Source organism: Frankia sp. Hr75.2 (genome assembly GCF_949319125.1).
Lineage (GTDB): Bacteria > Actinomycetota > Actinomycetes > Frankiales > Frankiaceae > Parafrankia > Parafrankia soli.
The window spans coordinates 14064-39495 of the sequence record NZ_CASGGV010000055.1 but is presented as its reverse complement, the minus strand read 5'-3'; the positions used below and the strand labels follow the sequence as shown (position 1 = coordinate 39495).

20 protein-coding genes and 1 pseudogene are annotated in these 25432 nt (G+C 73.5%); 12 read left to right on the top strand and 9 right to left on the bottom strand.

Going from position 1 to position 25432, the window contains the following annotated elements; translation table 11 throughout:
• Nucleotides 1–174: 174 nt before the first annotated feature.
• The 3 genes from AC559T_RS05900 (at nt 175) to AC559T_RS05890 (ending at nt 3154) form a co-directional block, all read left to right on the top strand.
• Nucleotides 175–1326 carry a substrate-binding domain-containing protein gene (locus AC559T_RS05900; RefSeq protein WP_498868029.1) on the top strand — a complete coding sequence of 384 codons (1152 nt, stop codon included), beginning with the start codon at nt 175–177 and terminating at the stop codon, nt 1324–1326.
• Nucleotides 1327–1434: 108 nt separating this feature from the next.
• Nucleotides 1435–2226, top strand: coding sequence for an SAM-dependent methyltransferase (locus AC559T_RS05895; RefSeq protein ID WP_498868028.1), 792 nt, complete (start codon nt 1435–1437; stop codon nt 2224–2226).
• A gap of 55 nt (nt 2227–2281) precedes the next feature.
• Nucleotides 2282–3154, top strand: a complete 873-nt coding sequence (locus tag AC559T_RS05890) for a Sco1979 family transcriptional regulator (protein WP_498868027.1) — start codon at nt 2282–2284, stop codon at nt 3152–3154.
• 58 nt (nt 3155–3212) lie between these two features.
• Here the strand turns inward: AC559T_RS05890 and AC559T_RS05885 are convergent, their stop codons facing one another.
• Nucleotides 3213–4082, bottom strand: a complete 870-nt coding sequence (locus tag AC559T_RS05885; RefSeq protein WP_498868026.1) for an SDR family oxidoreductase — start codon at nt 4080–4082, stop codon at nt 3213–3215.
• Between AC559T_RS05885 and AC559T_RS05880 the strand changes: the two are divergent.
• A pseudogene (locus AC559T_RS05880) lies at nt 4075–4455 on the top strand (winged helix-turn-helix transcriptional regulator); the annotation flags it as partial. The gene AC559T_RS05885 and the pseudogene AC559T_RS05880 overlap by 8 nt on opposite strands.
• A gap of 227 nt (nt 4456–4682) precedes the next feature.
• On the opposite strand, the gene AC559T_RS05875 reads toward AC559T_RS05880, so the two are convergent.
• Genes AC559T_RS05875 through AC559T_RS05845 form a run of 7 tightly spaced genes read right to left on the bottom strand, consistent with a single transcriptional unit; the run spans nt 4683 to nt 11976 of the window.
• Nucleotides 4683–5948: an anthranilate synthase family protein gene (locus AC559T_RS05875; RefSeq protein ID WP_498868025.1), complete on the bottom strand. Its 1266-nt coding sequence runs from the start codon at nt 5946–5948 to the stop codon at nt 4683–4685.
• Nucleotides 5924–6634 carry an isochorismatase family protein gene (locus tag AC559T_RS05870; RefSeq protein ID WP_498868024.1) on the bottom strand — a complete coding sequence of 237 codons (711 nt, stop codon included), beginning with the start codon at nt 6632–6634 and terminating at the stop codon, nt 5924–5926. The genes AC559T_RS05875 and AC559T_RS05870 overlap by 25 nt, the downstream gene beginning before the upstream one ends.
• Nucleotides 6635–6691: 57 nt before the next feature.
• The gene (locus tag AC559T_RS05865; protein WP_498868023.1) at nt 6692–7540 is read right to left on the bottom strand and encodes a 2,3-dihydro-2,3-dihydroxybenzoate dehydrogenase; all 849 of its coding nucleotides are present in this window, start codon (nt 7538–7540) and stop codon (nt 6692–6694) included.
• Complete coding sequence (locus tag AC559T_RS05860) at nt 7537–9018, bottom strand: amidohydrolase family protein (RefSeq protein WP_498868022.1); 1482 nt, start codon at nt 9016–9018, stop codon at nt 7537–7539. Before AC559T_RS05860 ends, AC559T_RS05865 begins: the two co-directional genes overlap by 4 nt.
• Nucleotides 9015–9287 (bottom strand): phosphopantetheine-binding protein, encoded by a 273-nt coding sequence (locus tag AC559T_RS05855; RefSeq protein ID WP_112107195.1) that lies wholly within the window; start codon nt 9285–9287, stop codon nt 9015–9017. The genes AC559T_RS05860 and AC559T_RS05855 overlap by 4 nt, the downstream gene beginning before the upstream one ends.
• Nucleotides 9284–10936: a (2,3-dihydroxybenzoyl)adenylate synthase gene (locus AC559T_RS05850; protein WP_498868021.1), complete on the bottom strand. Its 1653-nt coding sequence runs from the start codon at nt 10934–10936 to the stop codon at nt 9284–9286. Before AC559T_RS05850 ends, AC559T_RS05855 begins: the two co-directional genes overlap by 4 nt.
• Nucleotides 10936–11976 carry a ketoacyl-ACP synthase III family protein gene (locus AC559T_RS05845; protein WP_131622122.1) on the bottom strand — a complete coding sequence of 347 codons (1041 nt, stop codon included), beginning with the start codon at nt 11974–11976 and terminating at the stop codon, nt 10936–10938. The genes AC559T_RS05850 and AC559T_RS05845 overlap by 1 nt, the downstream gene beginning before the upstream one ends.
• Nucleotides 11977–12293: 317 nt before the next feature.
• On the opposite strand from AC559T_RS05845, the gene AC559T_RS05840 reads away from it, so the two are divergent.
• The 3 genes from AC559T_RS05840 (at nt 12294) to AC559T_RS05830 (ending at nt 19236) form a co-directional block, all read left to right on the top strand.
• Nucleotides 12294–13604 carry a phenylacetate--CoA ligase family protein gene (locus AC559T_RS05840; RefSeq protein WP_112107251.1) on the top strand — a complete coding sequence of 437 codons (1311 nt, stop codon included), beginning with the start codon at nt 12294–12296 and terminating at the stop codon, nt 13602–13604.
• Between the two features lie 118 nt (nt 13605–13722).
• Nucleotides 13723–15000 carry a beta-ketoacyl synthase N-terminal-like domain-containing protein gene (locus tag AC559T_RS05835; RefSeq protein WP_498868020.1) on the top strand — a complete coding sequence of 426 codons (1278 nt, stop codon included), beginning with the start codon at nt 13723–13725 and terminating at the stop codon, nt 14998–15000.
• 6 nt (nt 15001–15006) lie between these two features.
• The gene (locus tag AC559T_RS05830; RefSeq protein WP_498868019.1) at nt 15007–19236 is read left to right on the top strand and encodes an SDR family NAD(P)-dependent oxidoreductase; all 4230 of its coding nucleotides are present in this window, start codon (nt 15007–15009) and stop codon (nt 19234–19236) included.
• Nucleotides 19237–19296: 60 nt separating this feature from the next.
• Here AC559T_RS05830 and AC559T_RS05825 read toward each other — a convergent pair whose 3' ends face one another.
• On the bottom strand, nt 19297–20118 hold the full coding sequence (locus tag AC559T_RS05825) for a TetR/AcrR family transcriptional regulator (RefSeq protein ID WP_498868018.1): 822 nt from the start codon (nt 20116–20118) through the stop codon (nt 19297–19299).
• A gap of 136 nt (nt 20119–20254) precedes the next feature.
• Here AC559T_RS05825 and AC559T_RS05820 point away from each other — a divergent pair, with 136 nt between their 5' ends.
• From AC559T_RS05820 to AC559T_RS05800, 5 genes are read left to right on the top strand one after another with little or no spacing between them, the layout of a single operon-like run.
• Nucleotides 20255–21826 carry an ABC transporter substrate-binding protein gene (locus tag AC559T_RS05820; RefSeq protein ID WP_498868017.1) on the top strand — a complete coding sequence of 524 codons (1572 nt, stop codon included), beginning with the start codon at nt 20255–20257 and terminating at the stop codon, nt 21824–21826.
• Complete coding sequence (locus AC559T_RS05815; protein ID WP_498868016.1) at nt 21823–22809, top strand: ABC transporter permease; 987 nt, start codon at nt 21823–21825, stop codon at nt 22807–22809. Before AC559T_RS05820 ends, AC559T_RS05815 begins: the two co-directional genes overlap by 4 nt.
• Nucleotides 22806–23738 carry an ABC transporter permease gene (locus AC559T_RS05810; protein ID WP_112107181.1) on the top strand — a complete coding sequence of 311 codons (933 nt, stop codon included), beginning with the start codon at nt 22806–22808 and terminating at the stop codon, nt 23736–23738. The genes AC559T_RS05815 and AC559T_RS05810 overlap by 4 nt, the downstream gene beginning before the upstream one ends.
• Nucleotides 23735–24136, top strand: coding sequence for an ATP-binding cassette domain-containing protein (locus AC559T_RS05805; RefSeq protein ID WP_498868015.1), 402 nt, complete (start codon nt 23735–23737; stop codon nt 24134–24136). Before AC559T_RS05810 ends, AC559T_RS05805 begins: the two co-directional genes overlap by 4 nt.
• The gene (locus AC559T_RS05800) at nt 24070–25431 is read left to right on the top strand and encodes an ABC transporter ATP-binding protein (RefSeq protein WP_498868014.1); all 1362 of its coding nucleotides are present in this window, start codon (nt 24070–24072) and stop codon (nt 25429–25431) included. The genes AC559T_RS05805 and AC559T_RS05800 overlap by 67 nt, the downstream gene beginning before the upstream one ends.
• Nucleotide 25432 lies beyond the last annotated feature (1 nt).

Here is a 25432-nt window from a genome sequence, read left to right as displayed (position 1 = left end):
GTCTGGCAGGCAACACGCGGCAAATTTCGCCTGATCCCATACAGACAACACCAGCACTACAGAACATCTTGACCACGAAAACCGCGACGGGTGGGCCGGTCCCGTCACGGCGGCAATTTCGCGGGTCTGGAAGCATCCTTCCCCGTGCGAGTTTCTGGATTCCGTCGCCGTTCCGTGACCACGAGCGTGTGTGCCGTCGCCCTCCTATGCGGGCTAACCGCGTGCGCCGACTCGGACGACCAGTCGGCCGGGCCGGCCCCAACCGGAACCGGAGCGGTGGGCGCATCCCGGTACAGCACTCCGCTGAAGGGGAGCTGCCCGGATACCGTCACCGTCCAACAACCATGGTGGCCCGGCGCCGACCAGGGGTTCCTCTTCCAGCTCCTCGGGCCGAACCCCACCATCGACAAGGACTCCAGCCGCATCACCGGCCAGCTCGGCGGAACCGGTGTGACGCTTGAGATCCGGGCCGGCGGCCCGGCGGTGGGCTTCCAGCCGGCTTCCTCGCTACTCGCCCAGGACGACGACATCCTGCTCGGCGACATCAGCACGGACGAGGCGATCCAGAACTCGGCCAAGGCGCCGTCGGTGGCGGTCTTCTCGGTGTACGAGAAGAACCCGCAGGTCCTGCTGTGGGGAAACCCGGACTGGAACTTCACCAGCGTCGCCGACATCGGCCGGGAAGGCGCGACGGTGCTGGTCTCCGCGAGCCAGGTCTCCTACCCCGAGGTGTTCGAGCGGGAAGGCCTGCTGAACAAGTCGCAGATCGACACCTCCTACCAGGGTAGTCCGGACCGCTTCGTCGCGGCCGACGGTAAGATCGTGCAGCAGGGGTTCGTGACCTATGAGCCCTACCAGCTCGAGCATGACGTCAAGGCGTGGAACAAGCCCGTCAAGTATCTGCTCCTCGACAAGGACTACCCGGTCTACCGGTCGCAGCTTTCCATCCGGCCGGACAAGCTCGCGGCCAACCGCGACTGCCTCAGCAGGCTCGTGCCACTGTTCCAGCAGGCGCAGCGTGACTACATCAACGATCCCGAGGCGACCAACCAGCTCCTGCTCAAGGTCCTCGACTCGCTGAACACCAGCGGGTTCACCCTCTCCCCCGAGCTGCTCGCGAACGCCAACGCCCAGCAGAAGAGCCTCGGCCTGATCGCCGACGGCAGCGACGGCGTCCTGGGCAGCTTCGACACCGCGCGCGTCCAGACCCTGATCGGCCGCCTCACCCCGGTCTTCGAGGCCGAGGGCGACAAGCTGAAGCCGGGCCTCGCCCCGAAGGACCTGGTCACCAACGAGTTCCTCGACCGGTCGATCTCCCTGAAGTAGCCGAGAAGCAGCCAACCAGGAATCCGCGGTGGTCTCGAACCAGGGTTCGGGACCACCGCGGATTCCGCCCGCCGACGCCCGCGACCACCGCGCGCAGGGAGCCGCCCCGTGAACAGCCCCACCGACGACCACCCGCCAGCCACGTTCGACACCAGCAGGCCACAGTCGGCCCGGGTCTGGAACTACTGGCTGGGCGGCAAGGACTACTTCGAGGTCGACAGCGAGTACGGAGACCGCTACGTCGAGCTGTACCCGGACATCGTCGAGATCGCCCGGGCCTCCCGGGCCTTCCTCGGTCGTGCGGTCCGCCACCTGACCGGCGACGTGGGCATCCGGCAGTTCCTCGACATCGGCACCGGCCTGCCCGTCACCGGAAACACCCACGAGGTCGCCCAGTCGGTCGACCCGCGGTCCCGCGTCGTGTACGTCGACAACGACCCGCTGGTGCTGGCGCACGCCCGCGCCCTGCTGACGGGCAGCCCCGAAGGGGCCACCGCCTACCTCGACGCCGACGTGCACGACCCCGAGACCATCCTGGCGGGCGCGGCCGAGACCCTGGACTTCAGCCGCCCGGTCGGGCTCATCCTCATGGGGATCATGGGGAATGTGGTCGACCTCGACGAGGCATACGCGATCGTGCGGCGGTTTCTCGATGCCGTGCCATCGGGAAGCCATCTCATGCTCAGTGACGGCACCGTCGCCGACGGAGAGGTCCACGCCCTCAGCGAGGGATCCGGCGGGCACGGGTACTACAACCGGACGCCCCAGGAGATCGCCCGGTACTTCGACGGTCTCGAGCTGCTCGAGCCCGGCCTGATCTCGACCCCGCTCTGGCGACCCGCCCCGGGCACCACCCCCACTGCGCTGGACTCGTTCTGCGGTGTCGCGCGCAAGGCGTGAGCGCCGTCAAAGAAGGGGAGACATTCTCGGACGTTGATCACTTACGGGGGACAGGATGGTAGACCAGCGGAACCGCGGGCCGGTCGCGCTGCGGATCCTGCTTGGCGGCCAGCTTCGCCGGTTCCGGGAGGAGCGGGAAATCACCCGCGAGGCGGCCGGGTATGCGATCCGGAGCTCTGACTCGAAGATAAGCCGGCTGGAGCTGGGGCGGGTCGCGTTCAAAATTCGCGACATCGAGGATCTGCTCACCCTCTACGGGGTGGATGACGAGGCCGTGCGCGCCCCGTTGCTCGCCCTGGCCCGGGAGGCCAACCAGCCCGGCTGGTGGCGCGCCTTCGCCGCCGTCCTGCCGGACTGGTCCGAGATGTACCTCGGCCTGGAGACCGCCGCGACGCAGATCCGGGCCTACGAGGCCCAGTTCGTCCCGGACCTGCTCCAGACCGAGGACTACGCCCGCGCCGCCATCGGCCTGAACAGCAGCCAGTTCGCGGCTCCGCCCGGAGAGCTCGAACGCCGGGTCAGCCTGCGGATGCACCGGCAGAAGATACTGACCCACCCGGAGGATCCCGCCACGCTCTGGGTCGTCCTGGACGAGGCGGCCCTGCGGCGCCCGGTCGGCGGGCCGCGGGTCACCCGCGCCCAGATGAAGCACCTGCTCGCGGTCTCCGAACAGCCGAACGTCATCATCCAGGTGATGCCGTTCGCCTTCGGCGGCCACGCCGCGGAAGGCGGCACCTTCAGTATCCTGCGCTTCGCCGAGCCGGAGCTTTCCGACGTCGTCCACTGCAGGTACCTCACAGGTGCGGTCTACCTGGACAAGCCAGCCGACGTGCTCCGGTACTCGGAGGTCATGGGCCGCATGATCGTTGACAGCACACAGCCCGGAGAGTTCGCCGACTATCTGCAGCGAATCCTCGCCGAGGAATAGCCGCGCGCCGTCCTGACCGCCTTTCGTGGTGCGCCGGTCCACGAGCCTGCCCGGCCGGTCACGGCGCCGCGGGCGCGCCGGCGGCGGCCACCGCGTCCGCCAGGTTGACGGTCGGATGGCCGATGAGCCGGCTCAGGTCGCCGGTGTCGATCTGGAGCCGTCCCGCGCCGATCGCCCGGTCCGCGTCGGCGAGGACGCGCGCGACGGGCCCGGGCAGACCCGCGCCGGTCAGGACGGCCTCCAGCTCGGGCTGCGTGACGTCGCGGTAGACGATCGGCTGGCCGGTGTGCTTGGCGATCTGCTCGGCCAGCTCCGGCAGGGTGAAGGACGTGTCGCCGCCCAGCTCGTACACGGCGCCCTCGTGCCCCTCACCCGTCAGGACGGCGGCGGCCGCCTCGGCGTACTCCGACCGGGCGGCCCCGCTGACGCGGCCCTCGCCGGCGCAGCCCACGACCGCGCCCACCTGGAGGTAGACCGGGAGCTGGTCGGTGTAGTTCTCGAAGTACCAGCCGTTGCGCAGGAAGGTGAACGGGACGCCGAGCGCGCGGATGCCCGCCTCGGTCCCCCGGTGGTCCTCGGCCAGCAGCATGTCGGTGGTGTCGGCGTACGGCGCGCTGGTGTAGACGACGAGGGACGCGCCGGCGTCGCGCGCCGCCCGGGCCGCGCCCACGTGCTGCTCGACCCGGCGGCCGAAGTCCGTCCCCGACACGATCAGCGCCTTCTCGGCCCCGGTGAACGCCGTCGCGAGCGAGGCCGGGTCGTCGAAGTCCAGGCGGCGGACGTCCACGCCCCGCTCCGCCAGCGCCGACAGTGCGTCGACATTGCGGGTGCCCGCCACGATCCGCCCCGCGGGGACGCCGCGGGCCAGCAGGTTCTCGACGACGAGCCGGCCGAGGTGACCGCCGGCTCCGGTGACGACGATGGACATGGGTCCTCCAGTGGTGGGTGTGGTCGAACAGCGCCGTCTGCGCCCACCAGGACCCTCTCGCGAACACTTTCCTGCGCATAGTACCCACCTTCAGGTAAGGGGTACTGTCTTCATGGTTAGTAACCAGGTCAGCGACCAGTTCGGCGGGCTGCGGGCCCTCTTCGCGGACGGCTTCTTTCCCCGCGACTGTCCGACCCGGACGGTCCTCGACCACGTCACGAGCCGGTGGGGGATCCTCGTCCTGCTCACGCTGGCCGGGCGGACCCTGCGCTGGGGGGAGCTGCGCAGAGCCATCGAGGGCGTGAGCGAGAAGATGCTCGCCCAGACGCTGCGCACCCTCGAGCAGGACGGGCTCGTCCACCGTGAGGCTCTCCTGGTCATCCCGCCACACGTGGAGTACAGCCTCACCGGTCTCGGAGACGACCTGGTCACCCGCCTGGCCCCCCCTGGTGGCCTGGATCGCCCGGCACGCCGACGAGATCGTCACCCGCGCGACGCCGTCCACACCGTGATCCGGCCGGCGCCGGCGGTGCCGCCGACCGCCAGCCACCGGCCACCGGCCACCGGCCACCGGCCACCGGCCACCACGAAGGGTCGTCGTCACCGGTCCCGCAGCACACCGGTGACCAGGGTGTCCATGAGCGTCAGGCCGCCGCGGGTCATCACCGAGGCCGCGTGGAACTGCATGGAGGCGAACCCGGCACCCCGCAACGCGTGCACCTCGCCCGTGGTCAGGTCACGGGCCACCTCGACCGGTCCGACTCCCGGCCCGCCCTCGAGCAGGTCACTCGGATGAATCGCGACGAAGGTGTTGTAGAAGTACACCGGCTCCAACTGGCCGAACAGATCGGCGGTCCGCCGCACGCCCTGGTTGGGAACCGCCATCCGGATTACCGGTAGGCCGAGCAGGTCGCAGAGCACCTGGTGGCTCAGGCACACCGACAGGAAGGGCACATCCAGGTTCAGCAGGCTCCTGGTGACAGCCCGCAAGCTGGCGATCTTGGGATCCGCGCCGTCCAGTGGATCGCCCGGCCCGGGGCCGAGGACGACGAGGTCGACCCCCTCGATCTGGTAGGGCTCGTCGAAGCGGCGGACCGTGACGTCGAATCCGAGGGCGCCCAGCTGAGCCGCCCCCATCGCCGTGAAGGTGTCCTCCGCGTCCACGATCAGCAGGCGGCCCCGGTCGCGCGGACGAGTCTGCGCCGGCGTCAGCCAGAACGGCGCCAGCGGGAGGTTCCGGCTCGCCAGCGCCGCCCGTACCGCCGGATCCTCGCCGAGGGGGGCACCGGGGCGACGTGGACTGGCCGCCCGCGGCCCGGCGGCCGGTCCACGTGCCCGCCCTGTCGCGGTGGCCCGTGGCGCCCGCTGCCCGGACTCCGGCCGGTCGGACACCGGCCGTACGGACACCGGCTGGTCGGCCACCGCGGGCCCGCTCGAGGGCGAGGACCGACCGAGCCGGACGACGGGGCGACGCAGCGCGTGCAGGAGGCCGGCCACCTTGGCGCGGGTCTCGTCGGTCTCCGCCGCCGGGTGGGAGTCGCGCACCAGCGTGGCGCCGACCCCGACCCGCATCCGGCCCGTGCTGTCGACGTCGGCGGTGCGGATCAGGATCGCGGAGTCGAGCCGCTGGCCGCCGAGTGCGTCCCAGCCGATCAACGCGGCCGCCCCCGCGTAGTAGCCCCGCGCGGACGGCTCGAACTTCGCGATGACGTGGCAGGCGCTCTGCAGCGGGCTACCCGTCACCGTCGGGGCGAACAGGGTCTCCCGCAGGATCTCGCGCACGTCGCGGGAGCTGCGCCCGACGATCCGGTACTCGGTGTGCGCGAGATGGGCCATCTCCTTCAGGCCCGGGCCGACGACGCGCACGTCGTCGCAGACCCGGCCGCCGTCGCCGACGCGGCCGACGCGGCGCCGGAGGCGCCGAGCCAGCCCAGGACGTCGGCCGCCACCACGGCGGCCCCGCACCGGATGGCGACGTAGTCCAGCGCCATCCGGTGGAACTCGGGGGTGAAGTCGGCCACCGCGTCGGCCACGACGAAGGCCTGGATGTCGTTCGCGAACGCGTCGGCGGCGGTGAGCAGCACTCCGACGTGCGCGTACACACCACAGATGATCAACTGGTCACGACCCGCATCGCGCATCAGCTCCAGCAGCGGCGAGCGGTGGAAGGCGCTGGCCCGCCACTTGGTGAGCACGGTGTCGGCCGGGGCAGGCTCGAGCTCGTCGGGAATGCCCCGGTCGCGGGCCTGTGCGGTCATTCCCGGCCCCCAGAAGTCCGCCAGGAGCCCGCGGTCCCGACTACTCATGCCGCCGGGCTGCGCCGAGTACATCACCGGAATCCCGAGCTGTGCGCACCGCTCACGCAGCGCGCGCACGTTGTGGACGAGGTCGGTGTGCGGCTGCGCGCCACGCGCGAACGGTGCGAGGAAGTAGTGCTGCATGTCGTGGATGAGCAGGACGGCACGCTCGGGTTCGACCCGCCACGACGCGATGTTCGCGGGCAGGTCGGCCGGGGTCGGCATCGGATAGGACTCGATCGGAGTGATCCCCATGACCGCGGTCCGTTCCTTTCTGCGCGTTTCCGCGCGGCGATCGCCTTCGTGCGACGGTCAGGCGCCGAGCGTGGCTCCGCCGTCGACGGTCAGCTCGTGCAGGGTGATCTGGGCGGCCCGGTCGGAGAGCAGGAAGAGCACCGCGTCCGCGATCTGGTCGGGCTCGGCGATCCGTCCGGTGGGAATACCGAGGCGGAAGGTCGCCGCGGTGCCCTCGATCGACGCACGCTCGGCGGCGTCGCCGGCCAGCGCCGTGAGCATCGGAGTGCGCGTCGAACCGGGGGCGACGATGTTGCAGCGGATTCCGTGACCGGCCAGCTCCAGGCCGAGCACCTTGGTGATCATGGTCGCGGCGGCCTTGGACGCCCCGTACGCCGCCATCCCGGTCCGCGGCGTGCGCGCCGCGTTCGAGGCGACGGTGACGATCGATCCGGCACCGCGGGGAACCATCCGGCGGGCCACCGCGCGGCAGACGTGGAAGACCCCGCCGGCGTTCACCGCGAGCGTCTGCTCCCAGTCCTCGTCGGCGAGCGCGGTGACGGCCCCCGTCCGCAGCACACCGGCCGCGTTGACGAGCCCGCCGATGGCGCCCAGCTCCGCCTCGACCTTCGCGACCGCGGCGTCGACGTCGGCGCTGACGGTGACGTCCGCGGCGACGGCGAGCACCTGCCGGCCCGCGCCGGCCAGCTCGTCGGCGAGCCGCCACAGCGGCTCGGCGGAGCGGTCGACGAGCGCCACCGGCGTGCCCTCGACAGCGAGCGCGCGCGCCACCGACGCACCGATCCCGCCCGCGGCCCCGGTCACCAGCGTCACGCCACCGGACGACGGCCCGCCGGGCGCGGTGGAGCCCCCCGCCCTCGGCGTCGTCGTGGTCTGCGCCGTCTTGGTCTGCGCCGTCGTGGTCATCGGGCGGCCTGCCGCATCGCGCGGTCGACGACGTCGGCCGGGACCTTCACCACCCGGGTGGTGAAGGAGGCCAGCGCCGAGAGGTAGCGCGCCTCGAGCTCCCGCTCGTCGACGGCGAGGCTCCTCCCGCCGCGCAGCAGCGTGCGGCCCGCGACGATGACGGTGTCCACGTCGGTGGACCCGCCGAGCCACAGGAAGCCCTCGATCGGCCTGGGGTTGAGCACGTACCGCCAGTCGTCGGCCCGCACCAGCACCACATCGGCCTGGTAGCCGGGCGCCAGGCTCCCGACGCCCTCCCAGCGCAGGCCGCGGGCCGCGATGCGGGTGGCCATCGCCAGCGCGTCGCTGGCGCGCACCTCGGTCTGGTCGGCGCTCATCTCGTTGTACATCTGCCAGGCGGCCCGCATCGTCTCGGCCATCCCGGCGATCGGCATGGCCGCGCCGTCGGTCGACAGCGACACCTCCAGCCCGTCCCGGCGCAGCGCCGGGACGACGGCGGTCTCCGTCAGCGACGACTCACCGGACGGTCCGTACTTGGCCGGCGAGTGGCTGATGTGCACCCCCGCGTCGAGCAGGAGCTGCCGCTCGTCGTCGTCCACGAACGCGCAGTGCGCGGCCATGAGTCGGTCGTTGACGAGACCGAGCTCGGCGAGGCGGCGCACCCCGGTGGTGCCGTGAAAGGTCCGCATCACCTCCACCTCGTTGCGCAGCGCGCCCACATGCGTGGCGAACCCGAGATCCCTCGCGTCGACGAGCTCCGCCATCCCGCGGCCGAGCTCGTCGGTCATGTTGGTCACGTAGGCGATGCTGGGACGGACCCGCAGCAGCCCGGTCGGGTCGGCGCCGACCGTCTTGAGCAGCGACTCGACACCGCTGAGCACCGTGTCGGCGTCCCGGGTGCGCACGAAGCGCGAGCCGCCCGGCGGACAGATCGCGTCCGAGGCCCAGGTGCTGGCGGAGAAGCGGAGGCCGAGCGTCTGAGCGGCGGCGACCATGGATGCGGGCCGGTTGAGCGACCCCATGTCGCCCAGGGTGGTGACCCCGCCGCGCAGCTGGGTCCACATCGAGTACTCGGCGATCGCCTGGCCCTCGTCGGGCGTCATCGCCTCGATCATCGGGCCGAACGAGTCGAACATCCCGGAGATCTGGTGGATGTCGCCGCCGGCGCCCATGAAGACGGCCTTGTCCTCGCGGTCCGACGGCGGGCGCAGCACGCCCCGCATCGGGAACCGCATCGAGAACATCTCGTGCCAGTGAGCGTTCACCAGCCCGGGCAGGACGAGCATCCCGCGGGCGTCCACGGTCTCCAGGCCGGCCTGGATGTCCGGGGCGAGCTCGCCGACCCGTTCCGCGACCTCGGACGCGGTGCTGACCGCGACGATCTCGCCGTCCAGGGCCAGCAGGGCGCCGCCCGGCACGACGCGCTCGGCGTCGTCCGCGGTGTAGACCGTGCCGCCGGTGATCAGCAGGGCGCTCACCGGGTCGCCTCCGTCGACGGGTCGGCGGCGGGCACCAGCTCGGCGAAGTGCTCCAGCCAGCCGGTGAGCGTCGGGGCCGCGACCAGCCGGTCGAAGTCCGCGGGCACGCCCCGGCGCCGCCAGGTGCCGACCAGCCGCATGATCTCCAGGGAGCTCAGGCCGAGCACGACGAGGTTCGCCTCCGGATCGAGATCCGCGGGCGCGAGGCCGAGCGCGGACGCCACGACGTCGCGCAGCGCCGCCTCGTTCGGTACGGGGATGCCGGTCACACCTGAGCCTTCCGTTCGGACGCGGCCGCCGCGGCCAGTGCCAACTTGTCGATCTTCCCGAGCGGGGTGAGCGGGAACTCGGTCACGAACCGGACGGCGTCGGGCAGCTTGTAGTCGGCGACGCCGCGCGCGTGCATGGCCCGCTTGAGCTCGGCCAGCGACGGGGCCGGCCCGTCGACGATCAGGTGGGCGCAGATCCGCTCACCGAGCAGGTCGTCGGGGACGGCGGTCACGGCCGCCGCGGTGACGCCGGGGTGGGCGAGCAGGTGGTCCTCGACCTCCCCGGCGGAGATCTTGTCCCCGCCACGGATGATCATTTCCTTGATCCGGCCCTCGATCACCAGGTCACCGGCCGGGGTCAACCGGGCGAGATCACCGGTGCGGAAGAAGCCGTCCGGGGTGAACGCCCGCGCGTTGTACTCCGGCACCCGGTAGTAGCCGCGCAGCGTGTACGGACCACGGGCGACCAGCTCGCCGATCTCGCCGCTGGGCAGCGGGTCGCCGTCCGGCCCGACGACGAGCATCTCGTCCGCGGGCGAGATCGGGCGGCCCTGGGTGGTGAGCACCGCGTCGGCCGGATCGTCGGGGTGGCTGAAGCAGAGCAGGCCCTCGGCCATCCCGAACACCTGCTGGAGCGAGCAGCCCAGGCCCGGCCCGATCCGGGCGGTGAACTCGCGGGTCATCCGGGCGCCGCCGACCTGGACCAGGCGCAGGCTCGACAGGTCCGCGTCGTTCCACTCGGCGGCCTCCAGCCACAGCGCCACGACGGAGGGGACCATCGCGGTCATCGTCACGCCGTGCCGTTCCACGAGCGGAAAACAGTCCAGCGGGTTCGGGGTGTCGGCGAGCACGGCCATCCCGCCGGTCTGCAGCGTGCCGATCACACCCGGGCAGCCGAAGGCGAAGTTGAACTCGACGGGCAGCACGGCCAGGTAGACGTCCTCGGCGGACATCTGGCACACCTGGGCGGCCAGCTCGGACTGGTACACGTAGTCGTCGTGGGTGCGCGGGATCATCTTCGGCAGCGCCGTGGTCCCGCCGGAGAGAAGGAAGAACGCCACATCGGACGGGTCGGCCTCCGGAGACAGGGCCTCCCCCGCGGCGGTGCCGGCTTCCCGGGCGGCGGTGCCGGCGGCCTCGACGTCCGAGAGCGCGACGAAGCCGTCGGCACGGTCACCGAACACGAACAGCGTCCGCAACGTGTCGGTCTCCGCCTGGACCTGGCGGGCCAGGGCCAGGTGGTCGAACCGGCGGTAGGTCTCGGGCACCATGTACCCGGTGGCGCCGGACAGCCGCACCAGGTGGGTCAGCTCGGTCGCCCGGTGCGCGACCAGAGAGAACACCGGGATCGCGCCGATCCGGGACAGCCCGAACACGATCGCGATGAACTCCGGGGTGTTCGGCAGCTGCACCACGACGCGCTCGCCGCGCGCGACGCCGTGCGCGGCGAACCCGGCGGCCAGCCGGTCGGCCCAGGCGTCCAGCTCGGCGTAGCTGATCCGGCGGTCGTGGTGGACCAGCGCCGTGCGGTCACGGTGGCGGCCGGCGAGCTCGGCCAGCATCGCGCCCATCGTCTGTCCCCGCCAGATGCCCTTCTCCCGGTAGCCGCGAGCGACCTCCGCCGGCCATGAGGTGCAACCGGGCAGCATCAGACCTCCCACTCCGCCGGCGTCACGGTGATCCGGACGACGGCCGCCCCGGCTTCCATCCCCGTGCTGGCGCCGATCAGCAGCACGTTGTCGCCCGGGCCGACCTGACCGGTGCGCCACAGGTGCTCCAGGCCGAGGAACAGGTCGGCGGCGCCAGTGTGGCCGATGGTGTTCACGTAGTCCCAGGTGTCCTTGTCGGCGGGCAGGCCGAGCGGGACGAGGAACATGGCCTCCAGCGCGGGCCGGCCGAAACCGACATGGCAGACCCGGCTCACCTGCTCAAGGGTGAGCCCGGCCTCCTTCAGCGTGCGCTCGGCTATCTCGGCTACCCGGTCGCCGAAATTCTTGATGGGGGGCGCCTGGCCGGCCGCCCACTGCTCGCGCACCTTCTCGGCCCGCTCGGCGAAGTTCAGCCCGCGGCCCCGGGTGATTCCCGGCGGAAAGAGATCCTCGCCGGCCCGATGCAGGATCTCCATCGACGAATCCGACAACGACCCGACGGCGAGCAGCTCGGCGAATCCGGCCCGGCGCGACACGACCACCGCCGACCCGGCGTCGGCCAGCAGGAACAGGCCCGAGCCACGCCAGCGGTCGACCAGCGGCGTGGAGAAGTTGTCGCCGGTGGTGACCAGCGCCGCGTCGTGGGTCGGGTTGGCGACGAGCCGGTTCGCGGCCGCCTCCACGCCGGCGATCATCCCGAGGCAGCCCTGGCGCACCTCGACCGCGGGCACCGGCCGGTCGACCGTGTTGCGCAGGATGTAGTGCACCGCCGACCAGCCGTCCGGGCCCTGGTGATGGGTGTAGCTGTGGAACAGCACGCCTATGTCGTCCGCGGTGTGCCGGGAGCCGGCCAGCGCCGCCCGGGCCGACTCGATGGCCATCTCCGGGGCCGGAGTCGAGTCACTGACCGCCACGGAGCGCATCCCGGACGCCTTCGCGGCGGCGGAATCGTAACGGCCCTCGGCGACGGCCCGCTCGACCGGTTCCAGGGGCGGCAGATGGCTGCCGATCCCGGCGAGATACAGATTCGTGGTCCTCATCGTTGGATATCTCCTCCACGTGAATCAACTGGGTCTCCTCCGGCTGCCGCCAGCCGGCCGCGAAGAAAAGAAGAACACGACGCGTATTCCGATCTCGTGAGTAGTCACTACTCAAAGATTCTCGGTGGACCCAGCTTCCGGAACCCTTTTCCGGCCGTCATCGGCAGGTTCCTCGCAGCACTCCCGGCCCGCTACTGACGACCGAATTGAGTGCCGGCTACTCACGATCCGGAGCAGGTTCCGGTGCTGTGCTGCTGGACGTCGTCGGTCCATCTGACACGCACCTCGCAACGAACCTCACCCGAACGGGAGTCCCGATGCCGTGGACGCGTCCTGACGCAACCAGCTGGCCCAACCCGGACGAACTTGCCGCCCTGCAACGCGCCGAACTGCCCCGAGTCCTGGCCACCGCGCTGCGCTCGCCTTTCTACGCGGCCCGGTACGCCGGCGGTGAGCCGCCGCGGACCGCGGCCGACTTCGCGGGCCTCGCCCTCACCACCAAACAGGACCTGCGCGACGCCTACCCGTTCGGCATGCTCGCCGTTGCGCGCACGGAGCTCGCGACGTACCACGAGTCGAGCGGCACGGCCGGCGACCCGACCGCGTCCTACTACACCGAGAAGGACTGGACCGACCTGGCGGAACGGTACGCCCGCAAGTGGATCGGCATGAGCTCGTCGGACACCTTCCTGGTCCGCACCCCGTACGCGCTGCTCATCACCGGCCATCTAGCGCACGCCGCCGGCCGGCTGTGCGGCGCCACGGTCGTGCCCGGCGACTCGCGGTCGATGGCCACCCCGTTGTCCCGCATCGTCCGGGTGGTGCATGACCTGGAGGTCACGCTGACCTGGTCCAATCCGACCGAGGCGCTGCTGCTGGCGGCCGCCGCCCGGGCCGCGGGGCTGCGGCCGGAGCGGGACTTCCCGGCGCTGCGGGCGATGTTCGTCGCGGCCGAGCCGCTCACCGCCGCGCGGCGCCAGCGCATCAGCGAGATCTGGGGCGGCATCCCGGTGATCGAGGAGTACGGCTCGACCGAGACCGGCACCATGGCCGGCCAGTGCCCGTCCGGGGCGATGCACCTGTGGGCGGACCGGGCGATCTTCGAAGTCTGGTCGCCGGAGACGGGGACTCTCAGCTCGACCGGGCGCGGCCAGCTGGTCGTGACCCCGCTGTTCCGGGAGGCGATGCCGCTGCTGCGGTACAACCTCGCCGACGAGGTCGAGGTCTCCGCGCGGCCCTGCCCGTGCGGCTGGCCGCTCCCGACCGTGCGGGTGCTCGGCCGGGCGGCGTTCGCCTATCACGTCGGTTCCACCCCCATCACCCAGCAGCAGGTCGAGGAACTGGTCTTCCGGCTTCCCGCCGCGTGCGAGGTGATGTTCTGGCGCGCGGCCGCCGAGCCCGACGTGCTGCGGGTGGAGATCGAGGTGGCGGACGAGGCCCGCGAACGCGCGGTCAAGGAGCTGCGCGCGGCGATCGACCGGGAGCTGGGAGTTCCGCACCAGGTCACCGGCCTGTCGCCGGGCACGATCGTCCCGGCCCACGCGCTGCGGGAGCAGCGGGACATCCTCAAGGCCCGCTATCTGTTCGGGCCGGGCGAGGAGTGGAGCAAGGCGGTCATGTACCAGTGACCGCCGTAGTCGCCCGCGGCCGCGTGCCGCTGTGGCCGGTGACCTCCCCCGGCGTTCCCACCATCTCCCCCTTCCGCGCCGCCCAGGACGTGTGGCGCCCGACCCGCCGCGGTGACACATGAGCAGGTTCAGCCCGCCCCCCGACGACCGGGTGGCGATCATCGGCATCGGCTGCCGGTTCGCCGGAGGCATCGACAGCCCGCGGTCGTTCTGGGAGTTCCTCCTCGCCGGCCGGACGGCCGCCGGCCCCGTGCCGGCCGGCCGCTGGGACGCCTACCGCGGCCGCTCGCGGGAGGAGGCCGCGGTGCTGTCCCGCGTCATCGACCGCGGTGCCTTCATCGACGACATCGCCGGTTTCGACGCCGCCTTCTTCGGGATCTCGCCGACCGAGGCCCGCCAGCTCGACCCCCAGCAGCGGATGGCGCTGGAGGTCGCCTGGGAGGCGCTGGAGCACGCCGGGATCCCGCCGACCAACCTCGCCGGCACCGACACCGGGGTCTTCCTGGGGGTCGGCACCGACGACTACGGCCGCAGGCTGCTGGAGGACCTGCCCGGCGTCCAGGCCTGGACCGGCATCGGGGCGTCGCTGTGCGCGGTGGCGAACCGGATCTCCTACACGCTCGACCTGCGCGGCGCGAGCGTCGTGGTCGACACCGCCTGTTCCTCGTCGCTGGTCGCGCTGCACCAGGCACGCCTGAGCCTGCTGCGCGGCGAGGTGCCGGTCGCGCTCGCCGGTGGCGTGATGCTGATGGCGGGCCCCGGCCTGACCACGGTGCTGGACCGGGCCGGGGCGATCTCCCCGGACGGCCGGTCCAAGGCCTTCGACGCCGCGGCGAACGGCTACGGGCGGGGCGAGGGCTGCGGGATCGTGGTGCTGCGCCGCCTCTCCGACGCGCTGCGCTCGGGTGACCGGATCATCGCCGTGCTGCGCGGCAGCGCCGTCCACCAGGACGGCCGCACCGACGGCATCATGGCGCCGAGCAGCGAGGCCCAGGCGCACCTGATGCGACGGGCCTACTCCGACGCGGGCGTCTCGCCGGCCGAGGTGGATTACGTCGAGGCACACGGGACCGGAACCCGGGTCGGTGACCCGATCGAGGCGGCCGCGCTGGCGGCCGTCGTCGGCAACCGCACCGCCGATCACCACGAGGGCGACGGCGACGGCGGACGGATACCGCGCCCGTGCCTGATCGGCTCGGTGAAGACCAACATCGGGCACACCGAGGCCGCCGCCGGTATCGCCGGCGTGATCAAGACAGCGCTGGCGCTGAGCCGCGGCGTCCTTCCGCCGACCCGCACGGTGACCGGCCCCCGGCCCGACATCCCCTGGGAGGCCAGCGGCCTGCGTCTGGTGACCGAGACGACTCCGTGGCCGGCCAGCGGTCATCCGCGCTGAGCAGGGGTGGCGAGCTACGGCTACGGCGGCACCATCGCCCACGTCGTCCTCGAGGAGGCCCCGCCGCGGCCCGCGTCGGCCGGTCAGGCCGGGCGGCGCGGCGGCCCGGAACGGACGGCGGCATCCGATCTCCGCCTCTACCCGCTGTCGTCGACAAGCCAGGCGGGTCTCGCCGCCCAGGCCGCCCGTCTGGCGGCCGCGCTCAACCCCGGCGGCCCCGGCCCCAGCGTCGGAAACGGCCACGGCCGCCCGGGCGGAGCGCGCGCCGGGATCGCCCGCGCCGACCTCGCTGCCGTCGCGGACACCCTGGCCACCCGCCGCTCCCACCTCAGCGCGCGGGCGGTGGTCGTCGCCGAGGACCGGGCCGAGCTGTCGGCGGGTCTGGCTGCCCTCGCCGAGGGACGGGCGGATCCCGCCGTCGTCACCGGCACCGCCGCGCGCGCCGGCCTGCCCGCGGGCCCGGCCGCGCACGCGCACCGCAAGGCGCCCGGCGCCGTGTGGGTGTTCTCCGGGCACGGCGCGCAGTGGTCGGGCATGGGGCGGGAGCTGCTCACCGACGAGCCGGCCTTCGCCGCCGCGATCGACCGGATCGACCCGGTCTTCGCCGCCGAGCTGGGAGTCCGCCCGCGGGAGGTGCTGGAGTCCGGAGACCTGGGCTCGGTGGACGTCATCCAGGCGATGCTGTTCGCGATGCAGGTCGGGCTGTCGGCCGTCTGGCGGGCGTACGGCCTGGTGCCGCGGGCGGTGATCGGCCACTCGGTCGGTGAGATCGCCGCGTCGGTCGCCGCGGGGGCGCTGACCGAGACCGAGGGCGCGACGCTGGTGTGCCGGCGGTCGATGCTGCTGCGCCGGGTCGCCGGGCGTGGCGCCATGGTGATGGTCGACCGGTCGTTCGACGAGGTCGAGTCCTGGCTGGCGGACATGGGAGCGGACGCCGCCGGGGCCGTCGCCGCGATCTCCGCCGCCCCGGCGTCGACAGTGGTATCCGGGGACATCCCGGTGGTCGACCGCGTCGCCGCACGGGCCGCCGACGCGGGCTGGACCGTCCGCCGGATCGACTCGGACGTGGCGTTCCACAGCCCCCAGATGGACCCGCTGTGCCCGGACCTCGCCGTGGCCGCCGCGGAGCTGCGGCCCCGTGCCGTGGCCGTGCCGCTCTACGCGACCGCGGTGAACGACCCGCGGTCACGGCCCCGCCTGGACGCCGTCTACTGGGCCGCGAACCTGCGCAACCCCGTCCGCTTCCGGGAGGCCGTCGCCGCGGCGTACGACGACGGCCACCGGGTGTTCCTCGAGGTGTCGGCGCACCCGGTGGTCAGTCATTCGATCACCGAGACGCTCGCCGCGGCCGGTGCCGGGACACCGGCGGACACCGGCGGCGTCGTGGTACCGAGCCTGCGCCGCGACAAGCCCCAGCGCCGGACGCTGCTCACCGCGCTCGCGTCCCTGCACTGCAACGGTGTGAGCGTGAACTGGCCGGCGGCCCCGGACGGGCCCGCCGTGGACCTGCCCACCACCGCCTGGCGGCACACCCGCCACTGGGTGGACGGGGCGGCGGGCACCGAGTTCCCCGCCGACACCCTGCTCGGCGCCGACCTCGCCGTGCCCAACGCGCGGCAGCGGATGTGGCGGACCACGCTGGACTTCCGCACCCGGCCCTACCCGCGCACCCATCCGGTGCTCGGGACGGAGATCGTGCCGGCGGCCGTCCTGTTGAACACCTTTCTCACCGCCGCCGGCACCGAGGAGCTCCGCCAGGTCGCGCTGCGCCAGCCGGTCGTGGTGCCGGCGGAAGGCGAGCCGATCGAGCTGCGGGTCGTCCACGACGAGGCCGGCCTACGGCTGGTGACCCGCCCGCTGGCCGGCCCTTCCGCCGGCTGGTCGACCCACACCACGGCGCTGCCGGCGGGCGGCTCCGCATCGCCGGTCCCGGGTGAGGAACCCGAGGCGCAGGACGAGACCCTGCCCGACGATCACGTCGTGACCCGGCTGGCCGAGCTCGGGGTCGCGGACATGGGCTACCCGTGGACGGTCACCGAGCTCCGCCGGGGCCCGCGGTCGATGTCCGCCGTCGTGACGACGGAGGCGACCCGCAGCTGGGCCGCGGTGCTCGACGCCGCGCTGTCGGCCGCGTCCGTGATCTTCCCCGGGCCCGCCGTCCTGCGGATGCCCGCGCGGATCGACCATGTCCGGGTGGCCGGGCCGCCACCGGCCACCGCGCGCGTCGCGGTATGGCTGGACGCCGAGCAGAAGAACACCGTGCACGTCACGGTCCACGGTTACGGCGATGTCGCCGGCGCCGGGCCGGGCTCCGGATCGGAGGCGGCGCTGCGCGGGCTGCGCTACGGCGAGCTGGACGGTGACCTGGACGGCCGCGGCGGCACGGACCGCTTCGAGATGAGCTGGCTGCCGACCGCGGGGCCGGTTTCCGCCGAGCCGGCATCCGCGGATCCGCTGGCCGGCCAGACGATCCTCGTGCTCGGATCACACCAGGTGGCGCGCGAGTTCACGCCGGCCTGCGCAGCGCGTGGAGCCGTCGTCGACGACGATCCGGACGCCGTGGCCACGGCGGCGCACGTGGTGTTCGCGCCGTGGGCCGCGCCGGCCGGCGGGCGCGCGGCGGGCGGGAACGCCTTCGGCGCCGGGCCTGACGCGGGCGGTACGACCGTTACCCCGGCAGGTGCGCCGTCGGTGGTGGCGCCGTCGGCGGCCGACTGCGCGTCGGCGTTCACCGCCCTCGTCCAGCGCGTCGCCGCGCTCCCCGAGCCCCGCCCGCGGCTGTGGTGCCTGACCCGGGGTGTCCGCGAGGCTGGCGGGCCGCAGGCCCTCGCGCACTCACCCCTCTGGGGACTCGGCCGGGTGGTCGCCACCGAGCATCCCGAGCTCTGGGGAGCCGTCGTCGACGTCCCCGCAGGCCGGTGGGACGCCGATACAGTCGTGGGCCTGTTCGCGACGCCTCCCGCCGAGCCCCTGGTCGCCGTCGGGCCGGCTCCCGCGCCGGGCGGCGCCGACCCCACCGGCCCCACGCCGAGGGTCCTGGTGCCGCGGCTGGTACCCGTGCCCCTGGGCCCGGCCGAGGCGTTCACCTGCCGCGCCGACAGCACGTATCTGATCACTGGGGGCCTGGGGGTGCTCGGCCTCGTCGTCGCCGAGCACCTGGCCGCACGCGGGGCCCGCCGGGTCGTCCTGCTCGGCCGGACGCCCATGCCAGCGCGGGCGAGCTGGACAGATGAGGATCCGCGAGCCGCGTCCCTCCGGCGGCTGGAGGCCGCCGGGGTCACCGTCCACACGGTCGCGGCCGACGTCACCGACCTGGCGGCGATGCGCGCGGCGCTCGACGTCGCGCACCTGCCCCCCGTCCGGGGCGTCGTGCACGCCGCCGGCGTGGTGCACGGCGAGCTGCTGCGCCGCCTCGACGACGGGCGGCTGCGCGAGGTGCTCGCGCCGAAGGTGGACGGGGCGTGGGTGCTGCACCAGCTGTTCCCGCCGGGCAGCACCGACTTCTTCGTGCTGTTCTCCTCCGCCGGCCCGCTGCTCGGGCTGCCGGGTCAGGGCGCCTACGCGGCCGCGAACACCTTCCTGGACGTCCTCGCCGCGCACCGGCGGACCGCCGGTCACCGCGAGTCGGTGAGCATCGCGTGGACGAGCTGGCAGGGCCTGGGGATGGCGACCTCGGGCGACACCACGGACATGGAACTCGCCGCCCGCGGCACGACGCCGATCTCACCGGACGAGGCGTTGCGCGCGTTCGACCAGACCGCCGCCGCATCGTCAGCGTCAGCGGCGGCAACGTCGGCGGCGGCCAGGGCCGGTGCGCCGAGCGCACCGCTGGTCGCGGTGCTCGGGCTCGCCCGCGGGCACACCGGCCCCCGGCCGGCGCTGCTGTCCGAGCTGGCGACCACCGACGCGGAGGCACCGGCCGACGTGCCGGACTGGATCGGCCTGCGGGGCAACGAGCTGGCCGACCACCTGCTGGGCGTGGTCGGTGGCCGGGTCGCGGCCGTCCTCGGCACGGACGTGACCAGCCTCGACCCGCACCAGCCGCTCACCGAGGCGGGGGTCGACTCGCTGCTCGCCGCCTCCGTGCGCATCGCGCTGGAACGCGAGTTCGGCCTCGCCCTGCCCGCGACGCTGCTGTGGAACCATCCCACGGTGGTCGCGATAGCCGGCCATCTGGCGTCGATCCTCGGCGACGCCGGTGATCCGGCCCTGCCGCACCTGGTGGGCGGAGGCTGAGGGGCCGCGCCGGGCCTGGCAGGGGGCTGACTTGGCTCTCCGGGCCCCGGATTCCGGACTTCAGGGCTCCGGGGGTCGGGCGCCCGGACTTGGAAGGGGTCGGAGGGGCCCGGCTCCGGGCCCAGCCCCGACTCCGACTCCGGCTCCGGTGACCACGGCTCGCAGCAGCAGCGCGACGCCGTGGGCGAACGAGTCGCCCCCCGCGTCGGTCAGCAAGGGGCCTGCCTGGGCCAGGACGGGCAGGTCGGCCACCGGTATCGCGGCCCGCCGCAGACGTCGGGCCGCGGCGGCGGCCGGCGCGGCGTGCTGGTCCAGCAGCTCGCCCACCAGCAGGTGCCAGCAGCTGCGGTAGGCGAGCGCGGCGGCGGGCATGTCGAGCCCGGCCGCGAGCAGATCGGCCAGGTTCGCCTCGTCGAAGGCGAGCGACTCCGCGGCGACATACTGCCCGGTGACCAGCACAAAGGGCACCCAGGGCCAGTCGGCCAGCAGGTCGTGCGCCCCGATCAGCCGGGCCGCGACCCGCTCCAGGGGTGTCCGGCCCGACACGGTGACCGGCAGGCCGGACGCGACGCTCGCGAGCATCGCGGTCAGCAGCGCGTCCCGGTCGGCGATGTGCCGGTACAGCGAGGTCGTCGCGGTGTTCAGTTCCGCCGCGACGGCCCGCATGGTGAGCCCGTCCAGGCCGTCGCGGGCGACGACCCGCAGGGCGGCGTCGACAACCACCTGCGGGGTGAGACCCCGCCGCGGCCGCCGGTGGCCGTAGCGGCCGAGCACCCCGGACGGCCGCGTCGCCGGCTCCGTCCGGGCAGGGGGCTCGGCACCGGACTCCGCACCGGACTCCGCGGTGCCCGCCGTGTCGCCGTCTTCACCCTGTGTCCACACCGGACCATCGTCGCATGCCGACCCGTCAACCCAGGTCAGATGCAACTAAGGTCTTCCTTAAGCGAATGGTCTATGCATAAGGTTACCCTTAGCTGCCCGCTGGTTGGGTGGCACGGGCCCCCAGGAGAAGACCTCGATGAACGTTGCTCTCAACCGTCGCGCGTTCGGGCGCGCCGGCCTGCTCGCCGTCGGCGCCCTCACGGCGCCGGCACTGCTCGCGGCCTGCGGCGACGACGATCCCGCCGTGCCAGCCACGGGCGCGGCGGGGGCGGCGGCCCCGCGCCGCGGCGGGAAACTGCGGGCCGCGTTCGCGAGCAGCCCGGCCGACACCCTGGACATCGTGAAAGGGCACGACGTCCTGGGCTCGGTGCGCGGCCTGGCGGTGTACGAGCGCCTCGGCGACGCCCACCCGGACGGCTCGGTCACCCCGCGCCTGTTCGAGAGCCTGACACCCAACGCCGACGCGACCGTCTGGACGCTCAAGCTGAAGCCGGGGATCACCTTCTCCGACGGCAAGCCGTTGACGACGGCCGACGTGCTGGCCAGCTTCGCGACGTTCGCCGGCACCGAGAGCGGCGCCGCGATCGCCGCGATCGATCTGAAGGCGAGCAAGGCGACGGACGCACGCACCGCGACCATCGCGCTGACCGCCCCCGTGTACGACCTGCCGGCCCGAGTCAGCGGCGTCGTCCTGGTGATCATGCCGGGTGGCAGGCCGGCGTCCCAGCTCGGCGACGTGGTCGGCAGCGGCCCGTACGAGATCGCCTCGTTCGTGCCCGGCCAGCGCACGGTCCTGCGCCGGCGCGCCGACTACTGGGACGGCGACGCCCGGGGCTACCTGGACGAGATCGAGCTGGTGGCCGCGCCGGACGCGAAGTCGCGGCTGTCCGCACTGCGGTCGGGCCAGGTGGACTGGGCCGACGACGTCGCCTACCTGGACGCTTCGACCCTGCGGGAGGACCGCGGGGTCACCATCCACCGCGGCGCGGCCGAGCAGGGCCTCGCCTGGTTCCTGAACATGGCGGCGCCGCCGTTCGACGACGAGCGCGTCCGGCAGGCCCTGCGATACGCGGTGGACCGCGAGAAACTCGTCGAGACCACGCTGTTCGGATTCGGCTCCGTCGGCAACGACCTGTGGGGCAAGGGCCTGCCGAACTACAACGGCTCGATCGCGCAGCGGCCGCACGACCCGGCGAAGGCGAAGTCGCTCCTGCGGGAGGCCGGGGTGCCCACCCCGGTCAAGGCCACCCTCCTGACCTCGCCCATCGGCCCGGGTCTCGTCGAGGCGACCCAGCTCCTCGCCGACCAGGCTCGCGAGGTCGGCTTCGACATCAAGGTCGAGGTCATCCCGCCGGACGTCTACTTCGCGCAGCCCGAGGAGTGGGCGAAGGCGTCGGGCGTGGCGTTCGCCCAGGTCGGCGCGTTCACCGACATGGCCCCGCTGGTCTACCTGTCCGACGGCCCGTTCAACTTCGGCTGGCGCAAGCCCGACTGGGACGCCGGGTTCGCCGACGGAGTGGGCGAGCTCGACGCCGCGAAGCGGCGAACGACGTTCGACGGCCTGCAGAAGCAGCTCTGGGACTCCGGCTCCGACCTCGTGTGGGGCTTCGCGCCGAGACTCGTCGCCACGGCGCCGTCCGTCGGGGGGGTCGACTCCAGCCCCAACTTCGGCATCCCGGACCTGATCTTCATCCATCGCACGGGGTGAGCACTCCGCCTGCCGGGCCGCGTGCGCTGGCCGGCCGCGTGCCGTCGCCCTTCTGGCGGCTGGCCGGTGCCTTCGCCGTCATCCTCGGGGTGTCCGTCGTGACCTTCGCCGCGACGTCCGCGCTGCCCGGTGACAACGTGCGCGCCCGCCTGGGCCCCTACGCCACGGAACAGCGGCTCCACGCGGAGCATGTCCGGCTGGGGCTCGACCACCCGGTCTGGGAGCGGTACCTGCGGTGGATCTCCGGGCTGGCGCACGGCGACCTGGGCCGGTCGCAGGTGAACGACCTGCCGGTGGCCACCCTGCTGTCGCGGCCGATGGTGAACAGTCTGACGCTGGCGGCCGCCGCCCTCGCCGCCGTGCTGGTGACCGGCACACTGGCCGGCGTGACCGCGGGCCTGCGGCCCGGCGGGGCCGTGGACCGGCTGCTGCTCCTGTTCTCGCTGACGGTGTCGGCCGTTCCGGCCTTCGTCACCGGTTCCCTGCTCGTGCTGCTGTTCGCCGTCGACCTGCGTTGGCTGCCCGCGCTCGCGCTGGTCGATCCCACCCGCCCGGCCATCCTCCAGCCACGGCTGCTGGTCCTGCCCGCGGCCGCGCTGACGCTAAGTTCCTTCGCCTACGTGACGCGTCTGGTCCGCGCCAGCGTGCTCGACGCCGCCGCGATGCCCTGGGCGCTCGCCGCCCGCCTGCGCGGCATCCCGCACCGGCGGGTCGTCGCCCGGCACATCCTTCCGGCGGCGCTGCCCGTGCTGTGCCAGGCCGGGGCACTGACCATGATCGCGATGGTCACGAACGTCGTCGTCGTCGAGATCGTGTTCGGCTACCCGGGGGTGGGAAATGCGCTGCAGACCGCCGTCTCCCAGCGGGACGTCCCGGTCATCCAGGCGGTGACGATCGTGGTCGCCGCGTTCGTGGTCACGGTGAGCGCCCTCGCCGACGGCGCCGTCCGGCTCCTGCTCCCCCGCGCCCGGACGGCCACGTGAGCGGGCCCTCCGCCGCGTCCGGCACCGGGCCGGCGACCGAGACCGCCCTGCCCGGCGAAGCGACCGGGGCCGCGTCAGAGCCGGGTGGCCGCGGCGGCCGTGGGCTCCCTGGACGCCAGCACCTGCGCGGACGCACCGGACTGGTGATCGGTCTGCTCGTCCTCGGCGTACCGGTGCTGACGACTCTCGTCGGTGTCTTCGTCCACCCCTACCCGACGACCGCCAGCGTCTCCGGCCCGCTCGCCGGGCCGAGCGGGGCGCACCCGCTCGGGACCGACCTGCTGGGCCGGGACGTGCTCTCCCGCATGCTCGTCGGCGGCCGGAGCCTGCTGCTCATCACGGTCCTCGCGGTCGCCTCCGCCCAGCTGATCGCCGTCAGCACGGGCCTGCTCGCGGGCTGGCTCGGCCGGGGCGGCGCGCGGGCCGTGCTGGCGGTGTTCGACGTCATCCTCGCCGTCCCCGCGGTGCTGGTCCTGGCCGCGGCGGCGAGCGCGCTGGGCGTGGGTGGCCTCGCCGCCTTCGCCGCGATCGTCGTCGTCCTCACGCCGCCCACCGCGCGGGTCATCTACGCGGCGACCCGCGCGCTCGTCACGGAGCCCTACGTCGAGGCGGCGGTCCTGTGCGGGACGCCGACCCGCCAGATCCTCGTCCGCGACCTGCTTCCCAACCTCCGGACGATCATCTTCGCGGACGCCGGCACGCGGATGGTCGAGGCCATCATCATCATCAGCGCGGCCGGGTTCCTGGGCTTCGGCCCCCAGCCGCCCACTCCGGACTGGGGCCAGATGATCAACGAGAACGGCGGGGGCATCACGGTCGCGCCCTGGTGCGTGCTGGCCCCGGCCCTCGCGATCACGCTGCTGGCGGTGGGCACGAACCTGATCAGCGACTGGCTGGTCGCCCACTCCGACGGGACGAACCGGGAATGACCACCAGAACGGCCGGCGCACCGGACGTCGGCAAGGCCCCCGAGGGCCCCGAGGAGCCCGCCGCGGACGTCGTCGTGACCGACCTGAGCGTCGCCGCGGCCGGCGGACGCGCGGTCCTCGACGGCGCCTCCTGTGACCTGCCTGCCGGTGGGACCCTCGCGGTCATCGGCACCTCCGGCGCGGGCAAGACCACGTTCGCGCTCGCCCTGCTGGGCCACCTCGGGCCGGGCCTGACCCGAACGTCGGGCGGCGTGACGATCGGTGGGGTCGACGTGTTCGCCCCGCGCGCGCCCCGCGCGCGTCCCGCGCGCGGGAGCTGCGCCGCCGCCGGGTGCGCTACCTGCCGCAGGATCCGGCGGCCTCGCTCACCCCGACCATGCGCGTCTCGGCGCTGCTGACGGAGATGATCCGCCTCGTCGGCGGCCGGGGGGCGGACGTGCGGGCGAGGGCCGCCGCGGCGTTGCGCGCGGTCGGGCTGCCCGACGATCGGGCCTTCCTCGCGCGGTATCCCCACCAGCTCTCCGGCGGGCAGCGCCAGCGGCTGCTGCTCGCGCTCACGCTGACCGGCGAGCCGGACGTGCTGGTCCTCGACGAGCCGACGGCGAACGTGGACCCCGACCAGGCGGCCGCCCTGCTGGCCCTGATCGAGCAGCGGCGGGCGGTGCGTTCGTTCTCGCTCGTGCTGGTCAGCCATGACCTGGCGGCTGTGGCCGAGCTGCCGGGCGTGCCCGAGCTCGTCGTGCTGGACGCCGGGCGGATCGTGGAGCGGGGAGCGCCCCGCGACGTCCTCGACCGGCCGCGCACCGGCCCGACCCGGGCGCTGAGTGCCGCCAGCCGGCGGCTGAGCCACGTACCGGCACCAGCACCGGCACAGCAGCCACCGGCACAGGCGTCGCCACGGGCGGCCGGGGCCGAGCCTGCCCCGGGCCCCGGCCCTGCCGCTGTCCCCTCCCTCTCCCCAGGGCCCGGGGCGGTGGCGCTGCGCGTCGCCGGGCTGCGGGTCTCCACCGGGGCCGCGCGCCGCCGGGCCGAGGTGCTGCGCGGTGTCGACCTGACCGTGCGACGGGGTGAGTGCGTCGGCGTCGTCGGTGTCTCCGGCACCGGGAAGACGACCCTGGCCCGCGCCGTCATCGGCCTGCACCCGTGGGACGACGGGACCGTGGAGCTCGACGGAGTGCCGCTGGCACCCTCGGCGACGGATCGCCCACCGCCGCAGCGCCGCCGGATCGGCTACGTCTTCCAGGACCCGTACACGTCCCTCAACCCGCGTCGTCCGGTCGGCGAGGCGGTGACCCGCGCCTACGCCCTCGCCGCGGGCGACGCGCGGGAGGCGGGGGAACCGGAGGGACCGGAGGAGTCGGGCGGTGAAGTCGCCGCGCTGCTCGCGGAGCTGGGGCTCGCCCCGGAGCTGGCGGCCCGCCGCCCCGGGCGACTCTCCGGCGGCCAACGCCAGCGGTTCGCCCTGGCCCGGGCCCTGGCCACGGCTCCGGACCTGCTGATCTGTGACGAGGTGACGTCGGCGCTGGATCCCGTGTCGGCCGGCGCGATCTGCGGGCTGGTCCGCGGCCTGGTCACCGAGCGCGGTCTCGCCGCCGTGTTCATCAGCCACGACCGGGGCGCCGTCAGCGCGGTGGCCGACCACGTCCGGGAGCTGCGGGGCGGGCTGCTCGCCGCCCCGCCGCCCGGGGCCTGAC